The 25,319-nt window shown below is 49.9% G+C and carries 22 protein-coding genes; all 22 read right to left on the bottom strand.

The genetic code is table 11. The annotated features are described in order from the left end of the window. Positions 1–260: 260 nt before the first annotated feature. The 22 genes from IQ294_RS01315 to IQ294_RS01210 all read right to left on the bottom strand — a co-directional run bounded on the left by IQ294_RS01315 (position 261) and on the right by IQ294_RS01210 (position 24,884). A complete protein-coding gene (locus tag IQ294_RS01315) occupies positions 261–1,670 on the bottom strand; it encodes an alanine/glycine:cation symporter family protein (protein ID WP_203332213.1) in 1,410 nt (469 codons plus the stop codon). Positions 1,671–1,873: 203 nt separating this feature from the next. After that, positions 1,874–2,965 (bottom strand): amidohydrolase, encoded by a 1,092-nt coding sequence (locus tag IQ294_RS01310; RefSeq protein ID WP_203332212.1) that lies wholly within the window; start codon positions 2,963–2,965, stop codon positions 1,874–1,876. Positions 2,966–2,969: 4 nt separating this feature from the next. Continuing rightward, on the bottom strand, positions 2,970–4,091 hold the full coding sequence (locus IQ294_RS01305) for a mandelate racemase/muconate lactonizing enzyme family protein (RefSeq protein ID WP_203332211.1): 1,122 nt from the start codon (positions 4,089–4,091) through the stop codon (positions 2,970–2,972). 268 nt (positions 4,092–4,359) lie between these two features. Then, positions 4,360–4,842, bottom strand: a complete 483-nt coding sequence (locus IQ294_RS01300; protein ID WP_349291312.1) for a GtrA family protein — start codon at positions 4,840–4,842, stop codon at positions 4,360–4,362. Then, entirely contained in the window at positions 4,763–5,707 is a 945-nt protein-coding gene (locus IQ294_RS01295) for a glycosyltransferase family 2 protein (RefSeq protein ID WP_203332210.1), read from the bottom strand. Before IQ294_RS01295 ends, IQ294_RS01300 begins: the two co-directional genes overlap by 80 nt. Positions 5,708–6,126: 419 nt before the next feature. Next, entirely contained in the window at positions 6,127–7,740 is a 1,614-nt protein-coding gene (locus tag IQ294_RS01290; RefSeq protein ID WP_203332209.1) for a M20/M25/M40 family metallo-hydrolase, read from the bottom strand. Between the two features lie 3 nt (positions 7,741–7,743). Further along, the gene (locus IQ294_RS01285; protein ID WP_203332208.1) at positions 7,744–8,916 is read right to left on the bottom strand and encodes an aminotransferase class I/II-fold pyridoxal phosphate-dependent enzyme; all 1,173 of its coding nucleotides are present in this window, start codon (positions 8,914–8,916) and stop codon (positions 7,744–7,746) included. 221 nt (positions 8,917–9,137) lie between these two features. After that, positions 9,138–10,055, bottom strand: coding sequence for a DMT family transporter (locus IQ294_RS01280; RefSeq protein WP_203332207.1), 918 nt, complete (start codon positions 10,053–10,055; stop codon positions 9,138–9,140). 47 nt (positions 10,056–10,102) lie between these two features. Next, positions 10,103–11,554: a sodium/pantothenate symporter gene (panF, locus tag IQ294_RS01275; RefSeq protein WP_203332206.1), complete on the bottom strand. Its 1,452-nt coding sequence runs from the start codon at positions 11,552–11,554 to the stop codon at positions 10,103–10,105. Continuing rightward, positions 11,551–11,823, bottom strand: coding sequence for a YhdT family protein (locus IQ294_RS01270; RefSeq protein ID WP_203332205.1), 273 nt, complete (start codon positions 11,821–11,823; stop codon positions 11,551–11,553). Before IQ294_RS01270 ends, panF begins: the two co-directional genes overlap by 4 nt. Before the next feature lie 350 nt (positions 11,824–12,173). After that, entirely contained in the window at positions 12,174–13,469 is a 1,296-nt protein-coding gene (locus IQ294_RS01265) for an efflux RND transporter periplasmic adaptor subunit (RefSeq protein ID WP_203332204.1), read from the bottom strand. Then, the gene (locus IQ294_RS01260) at positions 13,462–14,154 is read right to left on the bottom strand and encodes a hypothetical protein (protein WP_238942579.1); all 693 of its coding nucleotides are present in this window, start codon (positions 14,152–14,154) and stop codon (positions 13,462–13,464) included. Before IQ294_RS01260 ends, IQ294_RS01265 begins: the two co-directional genes overlap by 8 nt. 180 nt (positions 14,155–14,334) lie before the next feature. Next, positions 14,335–14,559 carry a DUF2187 family protein gene (locus IQ294_RS01255; RefSeq protein ID WP_033540947.1) on the bottom strand — a complete coding sequence of 75 codons (225 nt, stop codon included), beginning with the start codon at positions 14,557–14,559 and terminating at the stop codon, positions 14,335–14,337. Between the two features lie 232 nt (positions 14,560–14,791). Next, positions 14,792–15,757 carry an ABC transporter ATP-binding protein gene (locus IQ294_RS01250; RefSeq protein WP_203332203.1) on the bottom strand — a complete coding sequence of 322 codons (966 nt, stop codon included), beginning with the start codon at positions 15,755–15,757 and terminating at the stop codon, positions 14,792–14,794. Further along, the gene (locus IQ294_RS01245) at positions 15,747–16,697 is read right to left on the bottom strand and encodes a C40 family peptidase (RefSeq protein WP_349291311.1); all 951 of its coding nucleotides are present in this window, start codon (positions 16,695–16,697) and stop codon (positions 15,747–15,749) included. The genes IQ294_RS01250 and IQ294_RS01245 overlap by 11 nt, the downstream gene beginning before the upstream one ends. Continuing rightward, positions 16,694–17,800: a mandelate racemase/muconate lactonizing enzyme family protein gene (locus tag IQ294_RS01240; RefSeq protein WP_203332202.1), complete on the bottom strand. Its 1,107-nt coding sequence runs from the start codon at positions 17,798–17,800 to the stop codon at positions 16,694–16,696. The genes IQ294_RS01245 and IQ294_RS01240 overlap by 4 nt, the downstream gene beginning before the upstream one ends. A gap of 1 nt (position 17,801) precedes the next feature. Next, the gene (locus IQ294_RS01235; protein WP_203332201.1) at positions 17,802–18,725 is read right to left on the bottom strand and encodes a S66 peptidase family protein; all 924 of its coding nucleotides are present in this window, start codon (positions 18,723–18,725) and stop codon (positions 17,802–17,804) included. A 610-nt stretch (positions 18,726–19,335) separates the two neighbouring features. Then, the gene (locus IQ294_RS01230; protein ID WP_203332200.1) at positions 19,336–20,979 is read right to left on the bottom strand and encodes a peptide ABC transporter substrate-binding protein; all 1,644 of its coding nucleotides are present in this window, start codon (positions 20,977–20,979) and stop codon (positions 19,336–19,338) included. Between the two features lie 66 nt (positions 20,980–21,045). After that, positions 21,046–22,182, bottom strand: coding sequence for an ABC transporter ATP-binding protein (locus IQ294_RS01225; RefSeq protein ID WP_203332199.1), 1,137 nt, complete (start codon positions 22,180–22,182; stop codon positions 21,046–21,048). 4 nt (positions 22,183–22,186) lie between these two features. After that, entirely contained in the window at positions 22,187–23,107 is a 921-nt protein-coding gene (locus IQ294_RS01220; protein ID WP_203332198.1) for an ABC transporter permease, read from the bottom strand. Continuing rightward, positions 23,107–24,042: an ABC transporter permease gene (locus IQ294_RS01215; RefSeq protein ID WP_203332197.1), complete on the bottom strand. Its 936-nt coding sequence runs from the start codon at positions 24,040–24,042 to the stop codon at positions 23,107–23,109. The genes IQ294_RS01220 and IQ294_RS01215 overlap by 1 nt, the downstream gene beginning before the upstream one ends. Before the next feature lie 17 nt (positions 24,043–24,059). Next, on the bottom strand, positions 24,060–24,884 hold the full coding sequence (locus IQ294_RS01210) for a M55 family metallopeptidase (protein ID WP_203332196.1): 825 nt from the start codon (positions 24,882–24,884) through the stop codon (positions 24,060–24,062). Positions 24,885–25,319: the final 435 nt, after the last annotated feature.

Here is a 25,319-nt window from a genome sequence, read left to right as displayed (position 1 = left end):
TTCCTTTCGATTGCAACAGCCGTCATCTAACGGACATCATGCCTCTTAATACATTGATTTATTATAACACAAAATTTTTAACGCGCCAGCCTGATTGTGAACGGCCCTTTGTTAAAGTTTTATGTGAATTCACGTCACCTTTAATTACTAGTGCGAAAGAACTTTTTCTTGGCTTTTTGTTTTATTCGGCGGAAAGAATTATTCCATAAAAACAATAGAACCCTTCCGCCATCAGGCGAAAGGGTCCGCAGATTATCCAGTTAATCCCTGTCTTCTCCCCAACATTCCGTATTTTTCAAGCCCGGTATGTCTTTTGCATAGAATTCCGGATTTTTTCCGGCTTTCCGCTGTCTCGTGTAATCGTCCAGCACTTTGAAGGCGGTGCCTCCGAGCAGCGCGATGACGACGAGGTTGATCACAGCCATCAGACCCATGAACAGGTCGGCCATATTCCAGACCAGGCTTACTTTCGCCATTGCACCGAACATGACCATCGCAAGTACACCAAAACGGTAAGCGGTCAACCAGCCGCTGTGTGCATTGATGAATTCGATGTTCGTTTCACCATAATAATAATTCCCGATGATCGAGCTGAAGGCAAAGAACAGAATCGCAATCGCCAGGAAGTACGGCGCCCAATCGCCGACATGTACGTTAAGTGAAGCCTGTGTCAGCAAGATTCCTTCCTGTTCGCCCGTATTATAAAGATCGGCCAGGATGATGATGAAAGCTGTTGCTGAACAGATGATGATCGTATCGAAGAATACCCCAAGGCTTTGTACAAGCCCCTGTTTCGCCGGATGCGAAACGTTTGCTGATGCTGCGGCGTTCGGAACAGAACCCATACCGGCTTCGTTCGAGAACAAACCGCGGCGCACACCTTGCATGATGGCTGCACCGATACCGCCGCCGACCACCTCTTCAAGGCCGAATGCACTTTGGACGATCAGCGTGAAGACAGCGGGAATTTCTGTGAAGTTCATGATGACGATATACAATGCCACCAGTATATAGAGGGTTGCCATCACCGGCACAACCACCTGCGTGACATTGGCGATCCGTTTGACTCCGCCGAAAATGATAACGGCCGCAAGGAGCACAAGGCCGAGCCCGACAACCCAATCCGGCAGGCTGAAGACATCACCGAATGATTGAGCGATTGTATTCGACTGAACAGAGTTGAAGATAAATCCAAATGCCAATGTCAATAGAATCGCGAAGACGATCCCCAATTTCCGGTTGCCCAGCGCTTTTTCCATGTAATAGGCCGGCCCGCCGCGGAATTGCTCGCCGTCGCGCACTTTATAGACCTGCGCTAATGTACTTTCGATGAACGCCGTGGCCATCCCGATAATTGCGACGATCCACATCCAGAAGACCGCTCCCGGTCCACCGATAGCTATCGCCAGCGCTACACCGGTGATATTACCCGTGCCCACACGCGATGCGGTCGAAATGGTGAAGGCCTGGAAAGCGGAAACACCTTTTTCTCCGTCCTTCTTTTCGCTGATGACGCGGAACATCTCTCCAAACAAACGAACCTGCACAAATTTTGTGCGGATCGTGAAATAGACGCCGAGCCCCAACAGTAAAGCAATCAGTATGTATGTCCATAATAAGTTGTTGCCTTCGTCGACGATCCACGTCAACGCGTTATAAATTGCATCCATCTCAAATTCCTCCCTTTACTTGAAACTTATTAACTATACCCTTATCGCATTTGGAAAAAACCTGGTGCCTGGGAAGCCATAAGTAAAAAAGGAGCACTCTTTTATAAGAGTACTCCACTCGCACTATTCACCATATCACATGAAATTTATCCGTGTCAGTGTCATTAGCATTAATTTAGCAGATTATTTCCCAGGAAATGCTGTCAGGCATTTCTCACTATTTCCGCAAGTACACGTGCCCCGATATCAAGAGCCTCCTGGTCAAACGCCATATCCGGATGGTGAAGCCCGTGCGTAAGATCCGCTCCTATGCCAATCATCGCTGCTTTCAATCCTGGATTTTCGATCGTATAGAAATGAAAATCGTCAGCACCCGGCGTATGCAGCGGTTCAGCTGTATTCTCTTCTCCTATAATGTTACGGATCGCTGTTTTCGCGATGTCCATCGCTTCAGCTGAAACCTCCGCTGCCGGCGTGAAATCGGTCCATTCCCAGTCCATTTCGACATTATACAGATTGGCAATATGTGCGAATCCCTCATCGATCCGGCTTTTCATTTCTTCCATCACGGAGTTCGACTGGGAACGGACGTCAAGCGCAAACGCAGCGCTGCCAGGGATGATATTGAGGCTGTCGCCTCCCATCCGCACATTCGTCAGTTTCGCCGAATAGGATTCAAATGGTGAAAAGTAAACCGTTTTGACGAATTGATGGATTGCCGCTATGACGTCCATGGCATTTCTTCCCTGCTGCGGACGTGCTCCGTGCGCATCTTCACCGATGATCTTCCCTCTAAGGAAAATGCCCGATCCATGATACAGCGCAGGTGACACTTTTCCAAGCGGCAATTCTTCCGCCGGCCTTAAATGGACGCCGAACAGATGGCTGACGCCTTCAACCGCTCCACGTTCGATCATCGACAGCGAGCCATTCCCCTGTTCTTCCGCTGGCTGAAAGATAAAACGCACACGTTTCGTCAGAGTTTCTTCTTTTAAATAGAGCAAGGCTCCCAATACCATCGCCATATTGGCATCATGGCCGCATGAATGGTTTGCCTGCTCGATCCCGTCGACTTCCTGCCACAATGCGTCGATGTCTGCCCGCACCGCCACTATTTTCTCGCCTTCGCCAATTTCAGCGACCAATCCGGTGACGTCATCGAATGCATGATGCTTCACTTCGAGCGTTTCCATTATTTCCTTCAACTTGTTCGTTGTTTCGAATTCCTTCCAGCTCACTTCCGGATTCGCATGGAAATGGTTGAAGTATTCTTCAATCCGCTGTTTGATGTCCATCGGTTTATCGGCCTCCTTCAACTATCGCGGTTTGGGTGGTCAGCTTATCCAATTGCTTCTGGTCGACTTCGATCCCGAGCCCCGGCTTGCCGCTGAGTTTGACATAAGGCGGCCGGTAATAGAGATCGCCAACCTCTTCCGCAAATAAAATCGGACCGGTCAGCTCGGCTGTTTCAATATTTTTCCGGGACATGACCGCATGGTATCCTGCCGCCGATCCAATCGATGATTCAACCATCGAGCCGATCTGCGCGATGATGCCAGCCGCTTCTGCCGCTTTTGCCATCTGCACAGCCGGAAAGATCCCGCCGCTTTTCATCAATTTGATATTGATGTAATCGGCTGATTCCAAGCGGATGATTTCGAGCACATCCTGCATCGAATGCACCGATTCATCCGCCATGACCGGTGTAGACACTTTGCCTCTCACTTCCGAAAGGCCCCGGATGTCCCCCATTTTAATCGGCTGCTCGATCCATGCCAGGTTCGCGTCTTCCAGGCGATTGATCGTCTGAACAGCCAGTCCGGCCGTTTTCCACCCCTGATTCACATCGATGCGGATCGGCATGTCTTTTCCGACCGCTTCCCGGACTGCATAAATCCGTTCGATATCTACAGCTGCATCATCCTTGCCCACTTTCAATTTCAGACTGGAGAATCCCTGCGCCTGCGCGCGTTTCGCTTTTTCTGCCATAATCCCTGGCGCTTCGATGCTCAGCACTTTCGGATACTGCAGATTGTCATGTGCGCGCCCGCCGATCAGATTATAGACCGGCTGACCCGCCGCTTTCCCCATCAAGTCATAGCACGCAATATCGACCGCAGCTTTGGCCGCGGGATTGCGGGCGATGGCGGAATCCATCACATGATGGATCTGTTCGATGTCGAATGGGCTGCGGCCGAGAATCCGCGGAATCAGCACATTCCGCAATACTTCAAATGCCCCGTCCACATTCTCCCCTGTCACATGCTCATCCGGCACCGCTTCTCCGTAACCTGCAAGTCCGTCGTCCGTCTCAAGCTTGAGGATGAGCGCCGGCATATCATCAAAGCTGGCATATGAAATGATGAACGGCTCTTTTAATGGAAAATAAACTTTGTGGATTGTAGCTTTTATGATTTTCATGTAGGCAGGCTCCTTTTGAGATGGATTGATCAGTTAGCTTATTCAGTTAGCTTATATTGTAGCTTTCTTGGGTGGGGGTGGCTAGGGGAATCAGGGCGTGGAGTGGATATCTTATGATTTTGCTTTTTTATCTTACAGTTTCCGCATCTTATCAAACGATTCGATTTTTGATCATAAATTTCGTCATAGAAAAACTGCACTTCCATTGATGATCGTGTCTAACAATGGAGGTGCAGTTTACAATAGAATGCTTTTATAAATGCTATCTTTATTTTCTCACCTGTTCAATGACTTCATTTTTTTCACTGGTCAGTACTTTTTTGGATACGAAGAAAGTGGCAGGAATCGTGATTCCCTGCGCGATCAAAGGTGAAATATTCTCGTTGAAATTCAACAGGTCCACCAGCAGGAATAAAGCTGTACTTGAAACGGAAATATTCACCACATAAGTTAACGGGAATTGCAAAAATTTCCTTAAAGTCGGTTTCACTTTATAAGTGAAATAAGAATTAAAATAGAAGGAACCTACCATGCTGATGAAAAATGCCGATAAATGCGCCCCCATATAAGGCAGGGTTAATATATGCATGAAAAAAAGATATAGAATGTAATAGTTAGCCGTGTTCAGGAAACCGACCAATACAAAACGGAACATCTGCCCCGTCAACTCTTTATTTTTGATGTTTCTCAGAATCGGTACGGTCCATATTTGTTTCAAGGACAAGATAATGCGGTCGTTTTTTTGTTTCATAATAGATCCTTCCTATATATTCTCCAATGAGGCCGAGGAAAGTCAATTGGACCCCTCCCACCAGGAGAATCGCTGAAATGAGCGTAAAATAACCGGGTACATCGACGCCGCGGAAAATAATTTGGATAAGCATAACAATTACATACAGAACTGAAACTGCAGTCAGCGTAGTGCCAATATAGATGGATGCCCGAAGAGGTTTATTGTTAAAAGACAGCAGTCCATCAAAAGCATAATTCAGCAGCTGAGGCAGGGTCCATGAGCTTTTACCATCTTCCCGCGTAACATTTTCGTAATCGATGATATATTCCTTAAAACCAATCCAAGCAAAAAGCCCTTTGGAAAAGCGATTATATTCATTCATTGATAATAAGGAATTTACCGCCCTTCTGCTAAGCAAACGGAAGTCACCGACGCCATTTTCCAGTTCAACTTCAACGAACCAGTTAATCAGGCGGTAATATAATGAAGAAAGTCCGGAACGCATCAGCGAATCCCCTTTACGGTTCCGCTTCGCAATCACCTGGTCGTATCCTTCTTCGAATTTGCCGATCATCTGTGGAATCAGCGAAGGCGGATGCTGCAAGTCTCCATCCATGATGATCACGGCATCGCCTTTGGCAAATTCGAGTCCGGCAAGCATCGCCGCTTCTTTTCCGAAATTTCGGCTCAGTGATATATAGTAAAGTTTGTCGTCCTTTTTAGCTAGTTCCCGCAAAATGTTTTCTGTATTATCCTGACTTCCATCATTTACAAAAATCAGCTCATAGGAAAATGACTGGTCAATGACCTGCTGCATTTCCAGCTGAAATTTGTGGATATTATTTTCTTCATTGTAACACGGTATGATAATGGAAATTTGCAACGCAGTCAATCCTTCCTGTTGAACTCTGATTTCTCATAGTACTTTACCCCAATATAATTAGCAAAATGTCATTTTTAATAAATAATTTTATTGCAGGATATCTTACCGTTTTATGGATTCACTTACGATTTAAGGCAGCACTCTTACAGTTTTGTACTTTTATCTTACGGTTTGCGAGTTGTATCTCAATTTTTCAAAAATATTCGTTCGAAAGTAGTCCGATCAAGCCTTGGGTTGTGGGTTGAATCGCTTGGGGGGAGGTTTATCTCACGGATAGCAGAGTTTGTCTCACAGATAGGCTCGTTTGTTTAACACATAGCGTGATGTACTTAACGGATAACCGGTTTTATCTTACGCCTCCTATTTATCTCACGCCCCCAAATATCTTCACCGCCCTTTCACCACCAAAAAAAGCCCCCTCACAGGCGGCTTTTCACAGGTATGCTCAAGATCATTTCTTCCAGCAGCGCGGGCATCTGCTCGAACGCGTTCCGGATGTGGAGGCGTTCGGTGCGTTTGTGGGCGTCTTTGCCGAATTGGCCGATGTTGAGCACCGGCGCAGTTAATTGTTTCATGGACTGGAACGGGATGCTGTAGGAATCGCCGTAGATCGGCGTGTTGTTTTCATATGTGATCCAGCCGTCTTCCTGGTCGCCGTAATTGACGTAGCTGAGATCGGAAATGCCGTTGAAATAATGGATTTGATTGAGCTTATGCCCGAATTTGGCTTCCGCATTTTCGGTGATTTGAGCGACGCAGCGTTTGACGAGTTCGTCTTCCGATGAATTGACCGCCGGATAATAAGGCGGTGCGAACATGAGGACGATCGCCGGCGTCAGCTCCTGGCAATTCAGCAGCAGGATGTCGGTGATATGCATCGATTTTTCGCGGACATCCCATTCCGGGTGCATGAGTGTGTCACGGATCAAATCGTTGAAATAATCGAGCCCGAATTTTTCAAGTGCGTATTCCATCAGCTGCTGATAGCGCATGACGCGGATCTCGCCTACCGGTTCAATGTTTTCACTGCGGCACATCGCGAGGTAATCTTCCATGCAATGCGCAGCGGCGTCTTTTGCCACTCCTTCAAACAAGTCAAAAACTTCATCAGCGCTGTGCTCCATCGTGAAGACGTTGTACATCGCGAACGTGCGGTACGGGGTCTGCGCCGAATAGGAATTCTTGATATCACGCTGCGTCAGGGTCACCGGCAGCGGCGTCGTTTCGCCGTACACCGTTTCCTTGAACGCCGGATTCCATTCCATCCGGTGGGTCAGGTATGTTGAGATATAGCTCGACGTGATGCCGGACAACGGTTCGCCGACATGCGTCTCTTTGCCGTAGAACATGGCGGATGGCATGATTTTGCCGATCGAGCCTGTATAGATGTAGTGATCCTGGTCACCCGGTTTCTGTGCAAACGAAGGTTCACCATTAAGGAATAAAATATATTCCAGCCCGAATTCGCGTTCAAGATCCAGCAATTTACTCACGCTGTAGCGCATTCCGGCAGAATTGACTTCCTCGTCCGGAACTGTCAACAACAGCAGATTGACCGGCCATTCATTGGCTGCAGCTTTTTCAAGCATCGCCATATGCATCGCAAGCCCCGCTTTCATGTCCATGACGCCGCGACCGAACAGGTAGTCACCGGAATCCAGGTCCGCACGTGCAAATTCGTCCAGCTCGTCGCGGAAATCCTTCAACGCTTCCGTCAGTTCCAAAGGCTTATGGGCAAGCGGTTCGAGATCGCCGTATTCTTCCGTCTCGACCGTATCAAAATGGCTCATCAATACGATCGTGTCGGTTGCTTCCGGATGTTTATAGAGAGCCGTGACGTATTGGCGGTCCCAATTCACTTCACCGAGATGAATTTTTTCTGGATTCTTTTGGAAATAAGGGATCAATTCAAGCTTCTCTTTCAGCTTGAAAGCGAATTCCACTTCCCCTTCAGACAGCGTAATACTTTTCCAGCCTACCATTTCACAAAGCAGATCCTGCAACTTTTCCGGTGTATTCCACAGCAGTTCCATACGTCATCCCCTCTCTATCTTCTTCATTGTCGCCAGCCATTCGGCCAGCCGTTCCATCGCCTGCTCCAAAGTCGGCATCGCATAGGCATACGAAATCCGGAGGAAGCCTTCACCATATGCAGTGAATGCCGAACCAGGCACAGCCGCTACTCCCCCTTCTTTCAACAGGCGCGTTGCAAATTCGAACGACGACAGGCCAAATTTCTCGATTGAGGGGAATATGTAAAATGCGCCGGTCGGTTTGACGACATCAAATCCCATATCCAGCAGCTTGCCGTAAACGTAATCACGGCGTATTTTATAGGCATCGTTCATTTCTTCCGGCACTGACCGGTTATTGCGCAGCGCCTCGATTGCCGCATGCTGGCTCGGCAGCGAAGCACAAACCGTATTGTATTGGTGCACTTTGATCACATGATTCAAATATTCTTCCGGTCCGAGCAGGAATCCCATGCGCCAGCCGGTCATCGAATGCGATTTCGACAGGCCGTGCACCAGGAACGTCCGATTGTGGATGTCAGGATAGCACGCGAATGAAACATGCTGACCCTCGAAGACGTTCTCGGAATAGATTTCATCTGAAATGATGAAGATTTCGTGTTTTTTCAATACCTCGACCAACGCGTCTGTCTGTGCTTTCGTCAAACTGACACCGGTCGGATTTGAGGGGAAATTGAACAGCACCGCTTTTGTTTTATCGGTGATGGCGGCTTCAAGGCGTTCAGGATCCGGCACCAGGCCCGTATCGGATGTATCGAAAAGAACCGCTTTCCCGCCGTTCAGCTCAACCAGCGGCACATAGCCGGTATAGCATGGCGCCGGGATGATGACTTCGTCGCCTTCTTCCAGAATCGTGCGCAGCAGCGAATCCAGCGCTTCGCTGGCGCCATTCGTGATGATGATTTCTGTTTGGGGATTGTATGTCAGCTTATACGTGTCGCTGAAAAACGACGCCACTTCCTGGCGCAGCTCGATCAGCCCCGCATTATGGGAATAGCTGGTTTTATTCGCTTCAATCGCAGCCATGCCTGCTTGTTTCACCGCTTCCGGCGTCGGGAAATCAGGTTGGCCGATCGTCAAATTGATGGCATCGGGATAATCCACCAGCTGGTTGAAAAACTGGCGGATCCCGGAAATTCTGAGCGCTTCCGCCCGCGGGTTAAGGGATAATGTCATAATAATCTCCGTTCCATTCGTTAGTTTCTTCTATTATATTCAGATCACCGCGAATAATGACAGGGCGGATTTTCAAGATCATTCAGGAGTCCATCTCATATCTCCCTTTGTCCTCATCATAAATAATAACGGGCTTAAGAACAAGACATAGCGGTCAGGTTTTGGAGATAAATCAGAGCATTTAGTAAAATTCGGCTGCTAAGAACACCATAAAAAATGGCTCAGCCTCCGCTGAACCGTTTTCTTCTTTTAGCCAACAGGTCTTCTGCGGCACCTGAGCCGAATAGGACACCGATCACGATGAGGACGAATCCGCCAAGATGCCCGGGCAGAATGGTTTCATTTAAAATGATGGACGCTGCAACCAGTGAGAACAGCGTATTGAGGTTCATGAAAATCGCCGCTTTGGTCGGTCCCGCCTGGCCGATCGAGTAATTATAGAGCATGTGGCCGACCGAAGTGCCGAACACAGCGGAGAAGACGAAGGCATACCAGAAAATCGGCGGCACATCGCCGAATGCTGCCATCCCCCCCGGCTCCTGGATGAGGGAGATGATGAACAGCACAACAGATCCGGTGATGAACATATAGCCGGTCATCAGCCGCGGATCCAGATTTTTCGCTGCATTGGCGATGACGATATAACTGAAGACCTGCGCCAGGATCGAGATGAAGACGAGCAGATCGCCGAAATTCATGCCGTTCGCCGGACCGCTGCCGACGCGTACCGTGATGATGACGCCGGCCAGGCCGATCACCACACCGAGCCATTGCAGGCGCGACGGGTAATTGCGCATGATGAGCGACACGAGCACGGCCGTCAGCATCGGACCTGTGCCGAGGATGAGTCCGGCATTCGTGCCGGTGGTCATCGTCAGCGCGTTCGACAGGAAATAATGATGTGCCACGACATTCAGCAAGGCGCCGAGCAGGATGAATTTCCAATCGAACCAGGACGGCCAGCTGAGCAGCCGGAAAAAAGCCAATATGATGAAAACCGAAACTCCGGCCAACAGAATCCGGAACGCCGTCAACGTGACCGGTTCGACGAATTCAATCATGTATTTAACTGTGGCGAGATTAAATCCCCAGATGAGCATGACGCCCGTCAGGATCAGGTAAATTTTCCATGGTTTCAATCCGGTCATGCCTTCTTTCGGTTTTTATTGGCTGCTAAAGTGAATCGCTATGCTTCATAACTGTACGCTTTCCGGTCAATCAGCAGACTGAAGGCGATGAATGCCAGGAGCGACAGCATCACTGGAAACGTCACTGTGTGGACGCCGAGCAGGTTGCCATATTCCTGATTGTAGAAATGCAGCGCGATATACGTGGTGATACCTGTGATCATCGATGCGATCGCCCCGTATTTATTGCCCCATTTCCAGTAAAGCCCGAGGACGACCGGCCAGATGAAGGCCGCTTCCAAACCGCCGAACGCGAATAAATTCAGGAAGATCAATAAATCCGGCGGGTCCAGTGCCAATAGGAAGACACCTGCGCCAAGCGCACCCGTCACACCGAAAGAAATGCGTTTGATGGTTTTTAAATCCGCTTCCGGCTTTATATAATTCAAATAGACATCCCGGACAATCGAGGAACTGACGATCAACAGGAGCGAATCGACTGTCGACATGATCGCCGCCATCGGAGCTGCCAGGACGATTCCCGCAAGCCACGGCGGCAAGGTTTCGAGCGCGATTAACGGAATGACTGTGTCTCCGACCTCGATGCCCGGCAGGATCGGGCGCGCAAAGACGCCGATCAGGTGCATATTCAGCATGATGATGCCGGTGACGAGCGTACCGATAATCAGTGCACGGTGCATCGAACGCGAGTTTTTATAAGACATCGCCCGAACCGCAATCTGCGGCAGGCCGACAACACCGACGCCGACCAGGATCCAGAACGACGACACATATGCAGCCGTCAAATCGCCTTCCGCTCCGTAGGGTGTCACGAGATTCGGGTTTTCATTGAATAGATCCTGCACGATATTCGGGATGCCGCCACCGGTGATGATCACCGCGACGAGCAGAATTGCCGTGCCGGCGAGCATGACCGCCCCCTGCACAGCATCCGTCAGTGCCACGGCGCGGAAACCGCCGATCGTGACGTAGATGAGCACACTTACCGCAAACAGGAACAGCGCCGAATTATACGACAGCCCGGTGAGCGACTCGATCAGCCGCGCCCCTCCGATCCACTGCGCCGCCATCGCTGAGAAAAGGAAAATGATGATGCTGAGCGCAGACAATAAAACGACGGTTTTGCTGTTGTTGTAGCGGGCTTTCAAGAAATCGATCATCGTCACCGCTTTATAGCGGCGCGACATGATGGCGAATTTCTTGCCGAGGATCATCAGCACGAAATAACCGGTGACCACCTGTGACATCGCGAGCAGCACCCAGCCGAAGCCCATCGTGTATGCAGTCCCTGGACCGCCGAGGAAACTCGAAGCGCTGCCGTATGTCGCGACCATCGTCATCGCCAGCACAAAACCGCCAAGCTCCCGGCCCCCGAGGAAGTAATCGCTGACAAAATTCGAAGACGACGCCAGCTTGCGGCTCGACCAGTAGCCGATGAAAAAGATGAGGATCAAAAAGATGATCATCGGGATCAAAACGGAATAATTCATCTTTTCTCCTCCTCTTCCTCATCAAACGGCACTTCTACAAAGAAGAACTTCACGATGACGATGACGAGTACCGCGATCAGCAGAAATCCCACGACGCAGCTGTAAAAAAACCAGGCCGGCAACCCGAACACATATGTATATTCTTCGACTGGCCCCGAACCCATGCCATACGCAAAGCCGAACCACCACACAAAATTGAACAGCGCCAGCCCTATACCGATCAGCGCTTCCCGGTGGGCAATCTTAAACCGCCAATCCGTTCCGTTCATCATTCCCACTCCATTTCTGTAACTACCATTTCCTTATGGTACCATTTTTTGCAATAAAGAATAATGGCTCTTATAAAAAATCCGGCAGTTGTGAGATTAATCTGCTTATCCATGGAATAAAATCCACTGGCCATCCAGAGAAACCGATCGAAAATGCCATATTTGAGATTAAACGCGCTATCCGTGAAATAAACCATGCTATCTGTGAGACAAATACGCTGATCCGTTAAACAAACTCGTCCATCCATCAAACAAATCCAGCTATCCGTGACATAACCCCCACACCACATCTTTCCCCCACCAATACCCCAAACAAAAAACCCGCAAGCAGCCGCTCACGGGTCTCTCCATTATCTTGCCAAAAGATATTCAATATAATTGCGCCAGTTGACGGTCTTGGCATATTCCACATCCGGCTTGGTGCCCGGGAACGGCAGGAATGCACGCGGCCCCTTCGCAAACCGGTGGCGGTCATGCTCGATGGCCGTGGCCCCCGGCTGCACGCCGCTGTTCAGGACGGCTTTCCCGTCCAGGTCGAATGCGATGTCGACTGCCACGGCTTCTGTCCGGCCGAAGCGGTTCAGGATGTATGTTTTCGCGGATCCGTCGTAGCGGTCATAGAGCCACGCTTCTTTCAGGGCGACTGCGTCGGATGCTTCATTGATGATGATCGAGGCATTGGCGGTCTTGCCGTAAGGAACGGTGTCTGTGATCGGCTCATCCGTGATGATGAGGACTTCGTAAATCGCGATCGGATTATGCTGATCCACTGGATCCAGTGCACGATAAGCTTCCAGCCATTTGGAATCCTGGGCCGGCAGCTGTGATACGCTCAGGACGGTCGCAGACATCGCCTGGGCGAGGCCGTCGATCTGGACGAATACGCGGTCTTCCGGACTTACATCCATCCATTCCTCTTCGATGACGTAGGTTCTGATTAATTTTTCTGTGGAATAAATCTCAACGCTCATCGGCTGTGAATCTGTATCGATGTCCCCCACAATCCCTTCGATCGGGCTGATAAGTGCGGGATTCGCCATGCTTTGATCCAATTGCGCGCTGATGACGGCCAATTGTGTTTCAATAGCCGCGATGCGCTGATCGGCTTCTGCAATTCCGGCGGCATAAGAACCGTCCTGCGGAATTTCGACTTCCATCGAGACTGACAGATCGAGTTCAACGGTATTGCCGTCTTCATTCGTTACCGTATCCCGGTCTGACGAAGAATTGGTGGTTGGGCGCGTTTGGCGCGGACGTTCCGATTCCAGCGCCCTCTTCGTGTTTTGGATTTCGCTCAGCTCTGATTCAAGCGCTGATTGCTGCGCTTCCCAAATCGCGCGCTGTTCTTCGCTTTCCGATTCGTTCAGCATCGCCAGTTGGGATCCAGCCTGGACATAATCGCCTTCGTTGATGATCCATTGTTCGACGGCTTCGCTGTCCTGGATGAAAACTTCCGTGACTCCCAGCGGTGCTGTCACTGCTTCTTTCGGCAATCTTTCGGTATACGTGCTTGTATAGGTGCGTTCGTATTCACTGATATAGACTTTTTTATCCACGAGGCTTTTATCACTGAACAAAAGAATCGCGTTGCTGGCGATAAAGGCAGTGACGGCAATCGATAATCCGATCATAAAGAATTTATTCAACTGAACCGCCTCCTTCCGTAAAGCCAGCCAGTATGTCCGCAATCGGCACAAAGCTGAGCGCGCCGATGAAAATCGCAACCAGGATATGGAGCAGGATCAATCCGAATAAAAGGAGCTGCGGAGTGAACTTCACATAATTGCGGAGGAAACGATACTGGATCGCGATGATAAGGGATGTAAAGATGGTCAATTGGTTAAACGTCAAAATGATGAACGGATGATCGAAAATCAGCGAAGCGAGCGGGCCGAAGGAAAATACGGACAACGAGGTCGCATAGCCAAGCAAAGCGAAAATGAAAAACAGCAATGCCTTTTCGATAAGGAGGATGGCCGTTACATATGTCTGCATGACCAATGCCTGACGCCACGGCACATCCAAAAGGCTGTTGAGCAGGAATGCCACTCCGTATGTATGGAACGACAGGTAGATCCCGGCCCAGATCAATGTGCCTGCAAGCGAAACCCAGCGGGCAAGCGTATAGGCATCAATATCGCCTTCGACCAGATATGGCGTCAATGTCGCCGTGTTCATCCCCCAGATTTCACGCAGCGCAAACAGCAGCAGGCCCAGACTGAAAAGCCAGGCAAGACGCTTATTGAAATTACGCATTTCCGAGTTGTCGAGATTATGTATGAGCTGGCCCTGTCTGACGAAATAATGCCAAAACTTGAAATCAAATATCATATGTAATATCCCCTTTTATGGCGATTCAAAATCTTCTTATTTCATTCTACCTTACTTTACCAAAAACCGATGAAGATTGAAACGCATAATAAGGCACATTTTGTAAAAGAAATCATGAAAAGCTGTAAAAACAAAAGCCCAAAGAAAAAACCCCTGCGGCTGACAGGAGTTTTGGCTGAATTATTCGACTGGTGTATATTTCTTATGTGAGATCACGGTCATGTTGGAAGCTGCGCCGATTTCCTTTGCATCTTCCGGTGAAATTTCAACGATCACCGAGTTGTCCATGATTTTAAAAATAGTTCCTGATACCTCGACGTTATTGCGTGAGAATGTGATCCATTCTCCGATGCGCCGGGCCGCTACGAATTCCGATACTTCTTTTTCATGTGGTTGAAATGCCATTGCTATCCACGCCTCTCTTTAAGAAACAGTATCTGTTTATTATATCATAAAAGCGGAGAATTATCATTAATGAAACACTTGAGTGTAAGTATAAACAGAGATTTCTCAAGATATAGAGCAGACCAATGCCGACCAGGGAGAAGACGAGTGGTCTTCCGGCTTATTACCGGAGCTTTGTCCAGAGTGCCGAAGCAATGTATATCTAAATTTTTTAGTTCTGCTTGTATAAAATTTATTGTTCGTATAAATGGCACGCGACAAAGTGCCCCGGCTCCTGCTCCTGCCATACCGGAACCTTTTCCGCACAGACGGCCATCGCATGCGGGCAGCGGGTACGGAAGACACAGCCGCTCGGCGGATTGATCGGGCTTGGCAACTCCCCTTCCAGAATGACACGTTCACGCGCTTCTTCGATATCCGGATCCGGGATCGGGATGGCGGATAAAAGTGCCGAGGTATAAGGGTGAAGCGGATTTTCATAAAGACGGTCAGATGTCGTGAGTTCGACCATATGCCCCAGATACATGACGGCGATGCGGTCGGAGATGTATTTGACCATGCTGAGATCGTGGGCGATGAACAGATATGTCAGCCCTTTTTCCTTCTGCAATTTCTGCAGCAGCATAACGACCTGCGCCTGTACCGAGACATCCAGTGCCGAAATCGGCTCATCTGCAATGATGAAATCCGGATCCAGTGCCAAAGCTCGTGCGATGCCGATGCGCTGGCGCTGGCCTCCCGAAAATTCATGCGGATAGCGGTTCGCGTGATCCCGGTTCAGGCCGACGTCTTCAAGCAATTGATGGACGCGTGCCTGCAAGGATTTTTTATCCTTATGGAGGCCATGGACCTGCATGGGCTCCGCAATGATTTCGAATACGGTCGAACGCGGATTAAGCGACGCATAGGGATCCTGGAAAATCATCTGCATATTGCGCAGATAATCGAAACGTTCTTTTTCCGACATTTTATGGATATCGACTCCATCATATTCGACGGAGCCGTCGGTGTTGCTGTAAAGCCCCATGATCGTGCGTCCGGCGGTCGATTTGCCGCAGCCCGATTCGCCGACAAGCCCAAACGTTTCACCCCGTTTAATATCAAACGAAATGCCATCGACCGCTTTCAGCGTACTTCCTTTGCCAAGATCAAAATGGCGCTTCAGGTCTTTTACGGATAATAGAGTCTCAGTTGTCATGGTTGTATTCCTCCTGTATGAACCTGCGCACCGCACACAATTCCTTTTCATGGACCGTGCCGGCCAGCTCGATGATTTCAATGGCTTTTCCGGGAGTCGGGGAATGGATCATCTGCCCATTGCCGTAATAGATGCCGACATGATGGATCCTTCCTTTACCTTCTTCGTATGCGAAAAACAAAAGATCTCCGATGTGCCAATCCTCTTGATTGTCCTTATCGATCCCGTCGCCTGCCGCTGCCTGGTCATGGGCATCCCGCGGGATGATGATGCCGTTCGCCTTCAGCATATTATAGCTGAGGCCGGAACAATCATAGCCGTAGCTCGACATGCCTCCCCAGAAATACTGCAGATCAAGAAAATCCTCTGCCAGCTGCGCAATGTTATGGCCGCTGCCTGCTGGAATCCTGTCGATCGAAGGAATAAACTGCACCGCTTCCGCTTTGATGAAAGCTTCGCCTTGCGGAGTCTGAACACAGATCGACTCCCCCTTTTGTTTGACAGGCAGAATCGTATTGAACGGCACGACCAGAAGCGGTTTCGAGCGGTTTGACCATAATTGCGCTTTCGGCACCGTTACCCGAACATAGCCCATTTCATCCATTACCGTCGTTTCTTTCAGCTGATGCAAAGGCACCCACCCTGGATACCCGCGCTCATCTTTGCTGCTCGGCTGCCAGACGGCAACGATTTTCGCCCAGCCGTCCAGCACTTCCCCCAAAACCACCGGTTCCCCGTACAGCAATTGCGTCTGGATGCGGCCGCTATGGGTCAAATCATGATTTTCCAGTTCATTCATCGTTTCAATCCATTTATTGATCCTGACGGTTTCCCCAGTGCCGTGGGCGTCGACTTCCCGGACGCTTTCCGGACTCGTCCAGACAGTCGCCACTGGTACACTGCAGACCCACACTGTCGATTCGGTCTGGTACATTTTCATCCACTCCGTCCTTTTAGTCGTTTAAGAAATAAATCGCTGTCGATGCCGAGTCCCGATTTTTCAGGAAAACGGATCGTCTTCCCTTCATATTCGATGCCGCCCGGCAACAGATCTTCCTTCAGCATCAGTGGCGGATCGAAATCGAAGCGGGTGATGTTCGGCTGGCTGGCCGCAAAATGCGCCGCTGCCCCGACCCCCAATTTCGTTTCGATCATACTGCCGGTCATGCAATTGACTCCGTAAGCTTCCGCCAGCGCATTGATCTTCAGCGCCTGATGGATTCCGCCCGCTTTCATCAATTTGATATTGATCAGGTCCGCGGCACGCAGCTGCAGCACCCGCAGCGCATCTTTCGGCGAAAAGATGCTTTCATCCGCCATGATATCGGTCATCGTGTTATCGGTGACGAACTTCAGGCCTTCAATGTCTTTGGCATGAACCGGCTGTTCGATCAATTCGATCGAAAGTCCCGCGTCTTCCATCCGGCGGATAGCGCGCACAGCTGACTTCGCTTCCCAGCCCTGATTTGCATCAAGCCGGAGCAGCACATCATACCCCACTTTTTCCCGGATCGCTTTGATCCGTTTGATATCTTCTTCGACTGACCCGATGCCCACTTTGATCTTCAGCACATCGAACCCTTCTGTTATGTATTGTCCGGCATCATCCGCCATTTCCTGCGGTGAATTGACCGATACCGTAAAATCCGTTTCCAATTCATGGCGGTAACCGCCGAGGAAATCAACGAGTGGCATATCCGCCGCCTGTGCCATCAAATCATAGAGGGCGGTATCAATCGCAGCTTTAGCGCTTGTATTGCCGATCATCGATGCATGCAATTTTTGAAAAACCTTTTCACGCCGGCGGATATCCATGCCAATCAAGGCGGCGCCGATCAACTCGACAGCGAATTCGATGCTGTCGAGTGAATCACCCGTGATGACGTGGGTCGGCGGAGCTTCACCAAACCCGCTCCGGCCGTCTTCCGTCAAAATATGAACGACTACAGCTTCCGCAACAGTCACTGTGCGCAGCGCCGTTTTGAAGGGTTTCTTCAACGGCACGGCAGTCCGGTAACTTGTAATGGATTTTATCGCAGCCATATCATTCCACTCCCGGTAAAATCGTCAATGATCTATTATCCGCATCGAGACGTGCCTTAACGCCGAGCGGCACTGAGAAATGCGGTTCGCAGTGGCCGATCTTGAAGCCCTTGACGACCGGCACTTGCAGGCCACTGAAATAATTTTCAAAAACCTGATCCAGCGTCAATGATTTCTCCCGCTTTTTCGGCTCAGCGTTTTTAAAGTCGCCGATGACAATGCCCGCCGCTTCATCGAATTTGCGGGCCATGCGGAGCTGGTTGAGCATTTCATCCACCTGGTACGGTTCTTCGTCGATATCCTCTATCAAAAGGATCTTGCCTTTGACGTCCAATTCGAATTTCGTGCCGATCGAACTGCGAATCAACGACAGGTTGCCGCCGACCAATTCACCTTCCGCCGCACCGCCGCTAAGCGCCGTCAGCTCTGAAACTTCTTCGGAATAAAACAGTTCGAATGGGCTGAACAGCTGGCCGAACATGCGGCGGCTCCGTTCATGGAACGTATCCTTCCCGACATCTGAAGCAAGCATCGGACCGTGGAATGTCACCAAATCCGAGTATTGTCCGATCGCCGTATGCAAGAAGGTGATATCGGAATAGCCCCAGAACACTTTCGGATTCTCTTTGATCATCGCGTAGTCGATGCGGTCCGCATAACGCGCAGCGCCGTATCCGCCTCCCGCGCAAATGATTCCCGCCACTTCCGGATCTTCGAACATGTCGTGCAAATCGGCAAGGCGCGCATCGTCGTCGCCTGCCAGATAGCCATATTTCTCACGTACAGATTTCCCCATCTTCACTTTCAATCCAAGCTCTTCCAAAAAAGGCAGCGCCTTTTCCAGGTTTTCCGGATTTGGCGGACTCGACGGTGAAATCACCCCGACCGTATCCCCTTTTTTCAATCGTTTCGGCAAATTCCGCATACGCAAACACTCCTCTTTTTCTGTTCTTCATTCAACAGACAGTATATCCCTGTTCAATGAAAAACAGAAACGCCCGGCGCTCGGCCGAGCGTTTCTTCTTTGTTTCTATTTCTCGCTCACTAGAAGATTATGTCTTGATTCTACTAATTAATCGCTTCGGCGCTATGGACCAGGTTCCCACAATAAGCCGAGAAGAACACTCGTCTTATTGCTCCGGTCGGCATTCGCCTGCTCCAGAGCCACGCTGGCGCTGAGAGAAGTCTCTCAGATGAATAAGCGCAAGGCAGCGAAGTGCAAACATGTGCTCCTCCGCCGCTTCGCCGGCTTTGTCGCAAAGACTTGACCTCGCCTGCTTCGGCCAATGTCTTTCCTGCAGGATTAAGAGCGTGTCCTGAGACCCCGCAGGTAGCGAAGCGAGCGAGGAGGCTCAGCCCGCTCCCTGCGGAAAGCGTCTGCCTGGAGCGATTTCATCGGTTATAAAAGATTTTATTGCTATCCAGCTGCAACGGGCAACTCCTCGGGTCATAAGCCACTCCGTCTGTGCGGCTGAAAACACGCCGCTCCGCCGGACCGTCTTAGGCCTGTCGGAGCTGAACGCCCGTTTCCGCTTTTAGTTCTTATCCGCATACTTCAGATCCATATAGCCGACCGGGTGGCGCAAAATGCCTTCCACGCCCTCCTTTTCAAGCTGCACCTGATTGTAGAAATGGATCGGGAAGATCGGCATTTCGTCCATCAGGATTTTCTCGGCTTCGATCAGCATCTGCCAGCGTGCTTCTGAATCCGTTTCCGTTTTTGCATCCGCGATCAATTGATCGAATTCCGGATTCGACCACTGCGTGCGGTTCATTGAAGAACCAGTGATGAAGCTCTCCAATGCGTTCACAGGGTCCGCATAATCGGACAGGAATGAAGAACGTGACAACTGGTATTTGAATTCTTTTTGATCTGCAGCAAATACAGAGCTTTCCACGTTTTGCAATTTAACATCGATGTCCAATGTTTGTTTGAACTGATCCTGCAATGTCTCAGCAATGATTTGGTGTGACGGGCTTGTTGAATAGGTGATTGTGATTTCCGGCAGAGTTTCCCAGCCTTCTTCCGCCATTCCTTCTTCCAGCAATTGCTTCGCTTTTTCAGCGTCGAATTTCACAATGTCGCCGGCAGCGTCACGGAAATCCGTGCCGTCCGGACCTTCAAAACCGTAGGAAGTGAAGCCATAAGCCGGTTTCTCGCCATTTTTCGTTACGTATTGAACAATGTCATCCTGGTTGACAGCAAATGCCAACGCCTGACGCACTTTTTTATTGTTGAAAGGTTCCATCTCTACGTTATAACGGTAGAAATACGTACCCGCCTGATCAAGTGTCACGAGGTCCGGTGAATCCATCAGCTGTTCCGAAAGCTCAGAAGGAACATTCGAAACGTCCAGGTCGCCTGCTTCATACATTTGATATTCCGTGTTTTCATCGTTTACCATTTCCCACTCGACACCGTCCAATTTAACCGCTTCGGCATCCCAGTATTCTTCGTTCTTTTCAAATGTGAAACTTTCATCGTGGCTCCATGATGCCAATTTGAATGGCCCGTTGCCGACGAATGATTCCGCTTCCGTGTGCCACTGCGGGTTTTCGGCTGCCGTCGCTTCATGGATCGGGAAGAAGCTCGGATTCGTGATGATGTTCAGGAATGCTTCCGTTGGTGCAGTCAGCGTCACGACCAATGTTTTATCGTCTTCCGCCACGACCGCTACATCTTCAGCAGACCCTTCTCCGCTGTTAAATGCTTCCGCCCCTTCGATGAAGTAAGCAAGGAACGCAGCAGGTGAAGCCGTTTCCGGGTCCAGCATATGGCGCCAAGCGAATACGAAATCTCCGGCTGTCACCGGTTCGCCGTTCGACCAGTTTGCCTCTTCACGGATTGTGAATGTGTAAGTCAATCCATCTTCCGAAATATCGATGGCTTCAGCCGTCGCTTCAACCGGCTGTGAACTTTCATCCAGACGCGTCAATCCTTCCATCAGGTTGTTGAGCGCTGACCAGGACACCGCATCGAATCCGATCGATGGATCGAATGATGTCGGCTCTGCTCCGTTGTTCAGCAACAGGATCTTGTCCCCACCGGATTCGGTTGTCCCTTCCGTACTTTCTCCGCCTTCATCCGGTGTTTCTTCGCCCGCATCTTCGCTTGCCGTACATGCTGCAAGAACGAACACGAACATTGCCATCAGAAATAAAACCAGCCATTTTTTCATCGTAAAGCCCCCTTTGTTTGATATCTTGCTATGTGAATGCGCGAATGGCGCTTTCAGCCAAATGGATCAGCGGGCGAATGCCCCTTCGTCGATCAATTTTTGTGCCCGGCTGTCCTGCAGCCAGCAGTCGACCCGGTGTGTTTCCGATTTTTCGGTCGTATCCGGATAAACGGCCTGACACACTTCCATCGCAAACGGGCACCGCGCTGCAAATGGGCAGCCTGAAGGCGGTGAAAAGAGATCGGGCGGCGTGCCGTCGATCGGCTTTAATTCTCCCCCGGTCAGATCGAGACGCGGCACCGAATTCAATAAGCCTCTAGTATATGGATGCTGCGGGGTATAGAAAATTTCACGCTTCGTGCCGGTTTCGATGATCTTGCCGGCATACATGACTGCGATGCGATCGGCAATCTTCGCAACTACCCCGAGATCGTGCGTGATCAGGATGATGGAAACGCCCGTCTTGATCTGGATTTCTTCAAAAAGTTCCAGAATCTGCGCCTGGATGGTCACATCGAGCGCCGTTGTCGGTTCATCCGCAATCAGCAGTTCCGGTTCACAGATCAGGGCAATCGCAATAACGATGCGCTGCCGCATACCGCCTGAAAATTGGTGCGCATATTGTTTCATCCGCTCATCGGGATTCGGGATTCCGACAAGCGCCAGCATCTCGATGGCACGTTGCTTCGCTTCCGCATTGCTCAATTTCTTATGCTGTTTGACGCCTTCCGTCAATTGTTCCCCGATCGTAAGGGTCGGATTGAGCGCCGTCATCGGATCCTGGAAAATCATCGAAATATCTACACCCTGGATTTTGCGCATCTCTTTTTTGGACAGTTTCGCCAGGTTTTTTGATTTGAAGTAAACGCCTTTGGAAGTGATCTTGCCGGGCGGCTGTTCAACGAGGCCCATGATGGCGTTCGAAGTCACGGATTTTCCGCAGCCCGATTCGCCGACGATCGCCAGCGTTTCCCCCTTATATAGATCGAATGTGACGCCGCGCACTGCCTGGACCGTTCCTCCGTACGTACTGAATGTGACGTGGAGATCCTCCACTTCCAGGATCTTTTCAGATGAAATTGTCCGTTTCTTTTTCGGTGAAACGATTTTTCCCCGTTTGCCTTCATGCTCTATTGGATCTGCTTCCGCTCCGTCTTCAAGTCGGGAACGTGAGAGTTCATCTGCTATCTGTTTGCCAGTCATGCTGTCACCCCCTCATTTTCGGATCGAGCGCATCCTGCAGCCCGTCACCCAATACGTTAAATGCAAACATCGTCAAAGAAATGAACAATGCCGGGAAGAATAATCTCCACCAGTCACCGGAAATGATGACCGGCAAGGCATCATTCGCCATTACGCCCCAACTCGCGAACGGGGCTTGGATCCCGAGCCCCAAGAAACTCAGGAACGCTTCAGCGAAAATCGCACTCGGCACCGTCAATGTCATTTGAACAATGATCGGGCCCATGGCGTTCGGAATCAGATTTTTTCGGATGATCCGTGACGTTTTCGCGCCAAACGATTTCGACGCCGTCACAAATTCATAGTTTTTCACCTGCAGCACCTGTCCCCGCACAATCCGGGCCATGCCGACCCAGCCGGTGATGGTCAAGGCGATGATGATCGTAGTCAGACTCGGACCCATAACGACAAGCAATAAAATCACCACGAGCAAATACGGCAAGCCGTAAAGGATCTCGACAATGCGCATCATGAGCGTATCGGTTCTGCCGCCTTTATATCCGGCGATGCCCCCGTAGATGATGCCGATCGTAAAATCGATCAAGGCAGCCATCAATCCCACAAACAGAGAAATCCGTGCACCATACCAGGTTCTCGTAAAGACATCGCGTCCGGCTTCATCCGTGCCGAACCAATGTGTACCGCTCGGCGGCTGGTTTTGATTCGGAAGATCCTGCGTCGTCACCGAGTGAGGCGACAGAATCGGGCCGAATATCGCCATGACTGCCAAGAAGATCAGAAAGCCCAGTCCGACCATTGCCAATTTATTTTTCTTCAGCCGCCGCCATGCATCTTTCCAATAGGATAAAGATGGGCGGACGACTTGCTCTTTTTCATCTCCGTCTTTTTCGAGTGGACGGAACCACTCATCACGGACCTGTGTCATCACACATCACCTTCTTTTTTGTGGAGCTTGATGCGCGGATCTAGAAGTCCATAAACGATGTCCACGAGGAACAGCATGAAGATCAAGAATGCGCTGTAAAATACGGTTGTTCCCATAATAACGGGATAATCCCGATTGTTGATCGAATCGACGAAATATTTACCCATTCCCGGTATCGCGAAAATCTTTTCAATGACGAATGTACCGGTCAGAATACCGGCAAGCAGCGTCCCCATGATGGTGACTACCGGCATCAATGCGTTTCTGAGCGCATGGCGCAATACGATCCGAATCGGTTTGATGCCTTTGGCACGCGCCATTTTTATGTAATCCTGTGTCAGAACTTCAAGCATGCTCGAGCGCGTCAGACGGGCGATGATCGCCATCGGACCGGTCGCAAGCGCCAAAACTGGCAGCACCATATGCATCGGGCTTTTCCAGGTGGCCGGCGGAAAGATTCCCCAGGTTACGGCCAATTGCTGGATCAGCAGCGTCGCGAGCACGAAGTTCGGTATCGAAATCCCGATGACCGCAAATGCCATCGCCGCGTAATCGATCATTTTATTGTGCCGCAGCGCCGCCATCGTGCCCAGCAGGATCCCTGATATGACAGCGACGAGAATCGTGATGATACCGAGTTCAAAGGAAATCGGGAAACCGCGTTCAAGCAATTCATTGACTGTCCGGTTCGGGTCTTTGATCGATGGTCCGAAGTCGAAAGTCGCGATGGATTTCATATAATCGAAATACTGGATGTGCAATGGCTGATCCAGTTTATAGAACTTCTCCAGATTCGCCTGGATCGTTTCGTTCGTCGTACGTTCCGCTTCGAGCGGTGAGCCCGGAACGGCGTGCATCAGGAAGAATGTCAGCGTCGCAATGATGAAGATCGTCGCGAGCATCATCCAAAAACGTTTGAATATGTATAATGCCATTTTTTCAGACCCTCCTTTTAATTGAACTGAGACTGCGCCGCCAGTTCAACCATGACAAGCATCGCCCGGTAAGCTTCCAATATGTCTTCGGCTTCGAAACGGACAATCGTCGTCCCTTCTTCAATCGTGCAGCCCGGCATCATTGCGGCGAGCTCCGCCTGCCCATAATTCGTAAATTCGATTTTCAGCACCGGTTTTTCAGGCGGCGTAAGCGGTTTCACATTAGAGCGGTTTTCGATGGCTTCCACTGTTTTGTCCCGCAGCAATTGCTGCGCTTTTTTCGGATGCAGCGTTTTGACGGCTGAACGTGTCAATGATTCCTTCACAGCGGCCGTGATGATATTCGGAATCAGCGCTTCCGCTTCCCGGCAGGCGCAGTCATCTCCCGCAACCATCAGGACCGGCACCCCGAAATGGCCAGCGACATATGCATTGAGCCCAAGTTCCCCGATTTCCACTTCGTTGATCCACATCGACCGCACGCCAAAAATCATCGCATGGGACATGACACCTTTTTGACCGGCTCTTGCGTGATATCCGGCAAAAAAAGCACCATCAAAAGAGGCATCCAGCCCCTCCACCATGGAATAGGCTTTCACGCCGCCTGTGATGAGTTCAGCGTCTTCATGTAAATCTTCTGCTATCAGATTATTCATTTTCGAATGGCTGTCATTGACCAGAAATTTTTCTGCACCACCCTGAAAAGCGCCGGTGATGACCGCATTTGCATCCTGCGTCATCAACCTGCGTCCCCGTTCGTAATTATGTTCCTTCGAATCCACATATGTATAATCCGGTAAAGCTGTGACACCTTCCATATCCATCGATAAGTAAAATTTCATGATGTGCAAGCTCCTCTGTGTAGTCGGTTTCCTATTTTTTGAAAATTCTTTTATTAAATATACCAGTCTATTTTGAATATTTCAATATAATATTTGATAATAATGTAACTTCAGTAGTAAAAAGCCTATTCACGCGTAGTTTTTTTATTATTTAGAATTTTTAGTAATAAAGTAACATGACAAATTTTTGATAATTGAATACAATCAATTTAAGTTATAAATCCAGCTGGATTCTATGGCTTGCACGCAAGATCTTCTATAACTAACTTAGAACACACAGAAGGAGTGGATTGGGATGAATTTCGAAAAAGTGCTTGAACTTGGATGGGAAGATCTTGCTTTGGGAATCGGGGGCTCAGCGGCCGTAATGCTGATCGTCAACTTTTTCACAATGATGTAGAGGTGGATCATGTATATTCATAAACCATAAAACCC

This window comes from Planococcus beigongshangi, assembly GCF_016820495.1.
GTDB classification, from domain to species: Bacteria; Bacillota; Bacilli; order Bacillales_A; family Planococcaceae; genus Planococcus; species Planococcus beigongshangi.
The sequence above is the reverse complement of the archived record's forward strand: the minus strand, read 5'-3'. Positions and strand labels throughout refer to the sequence as shown.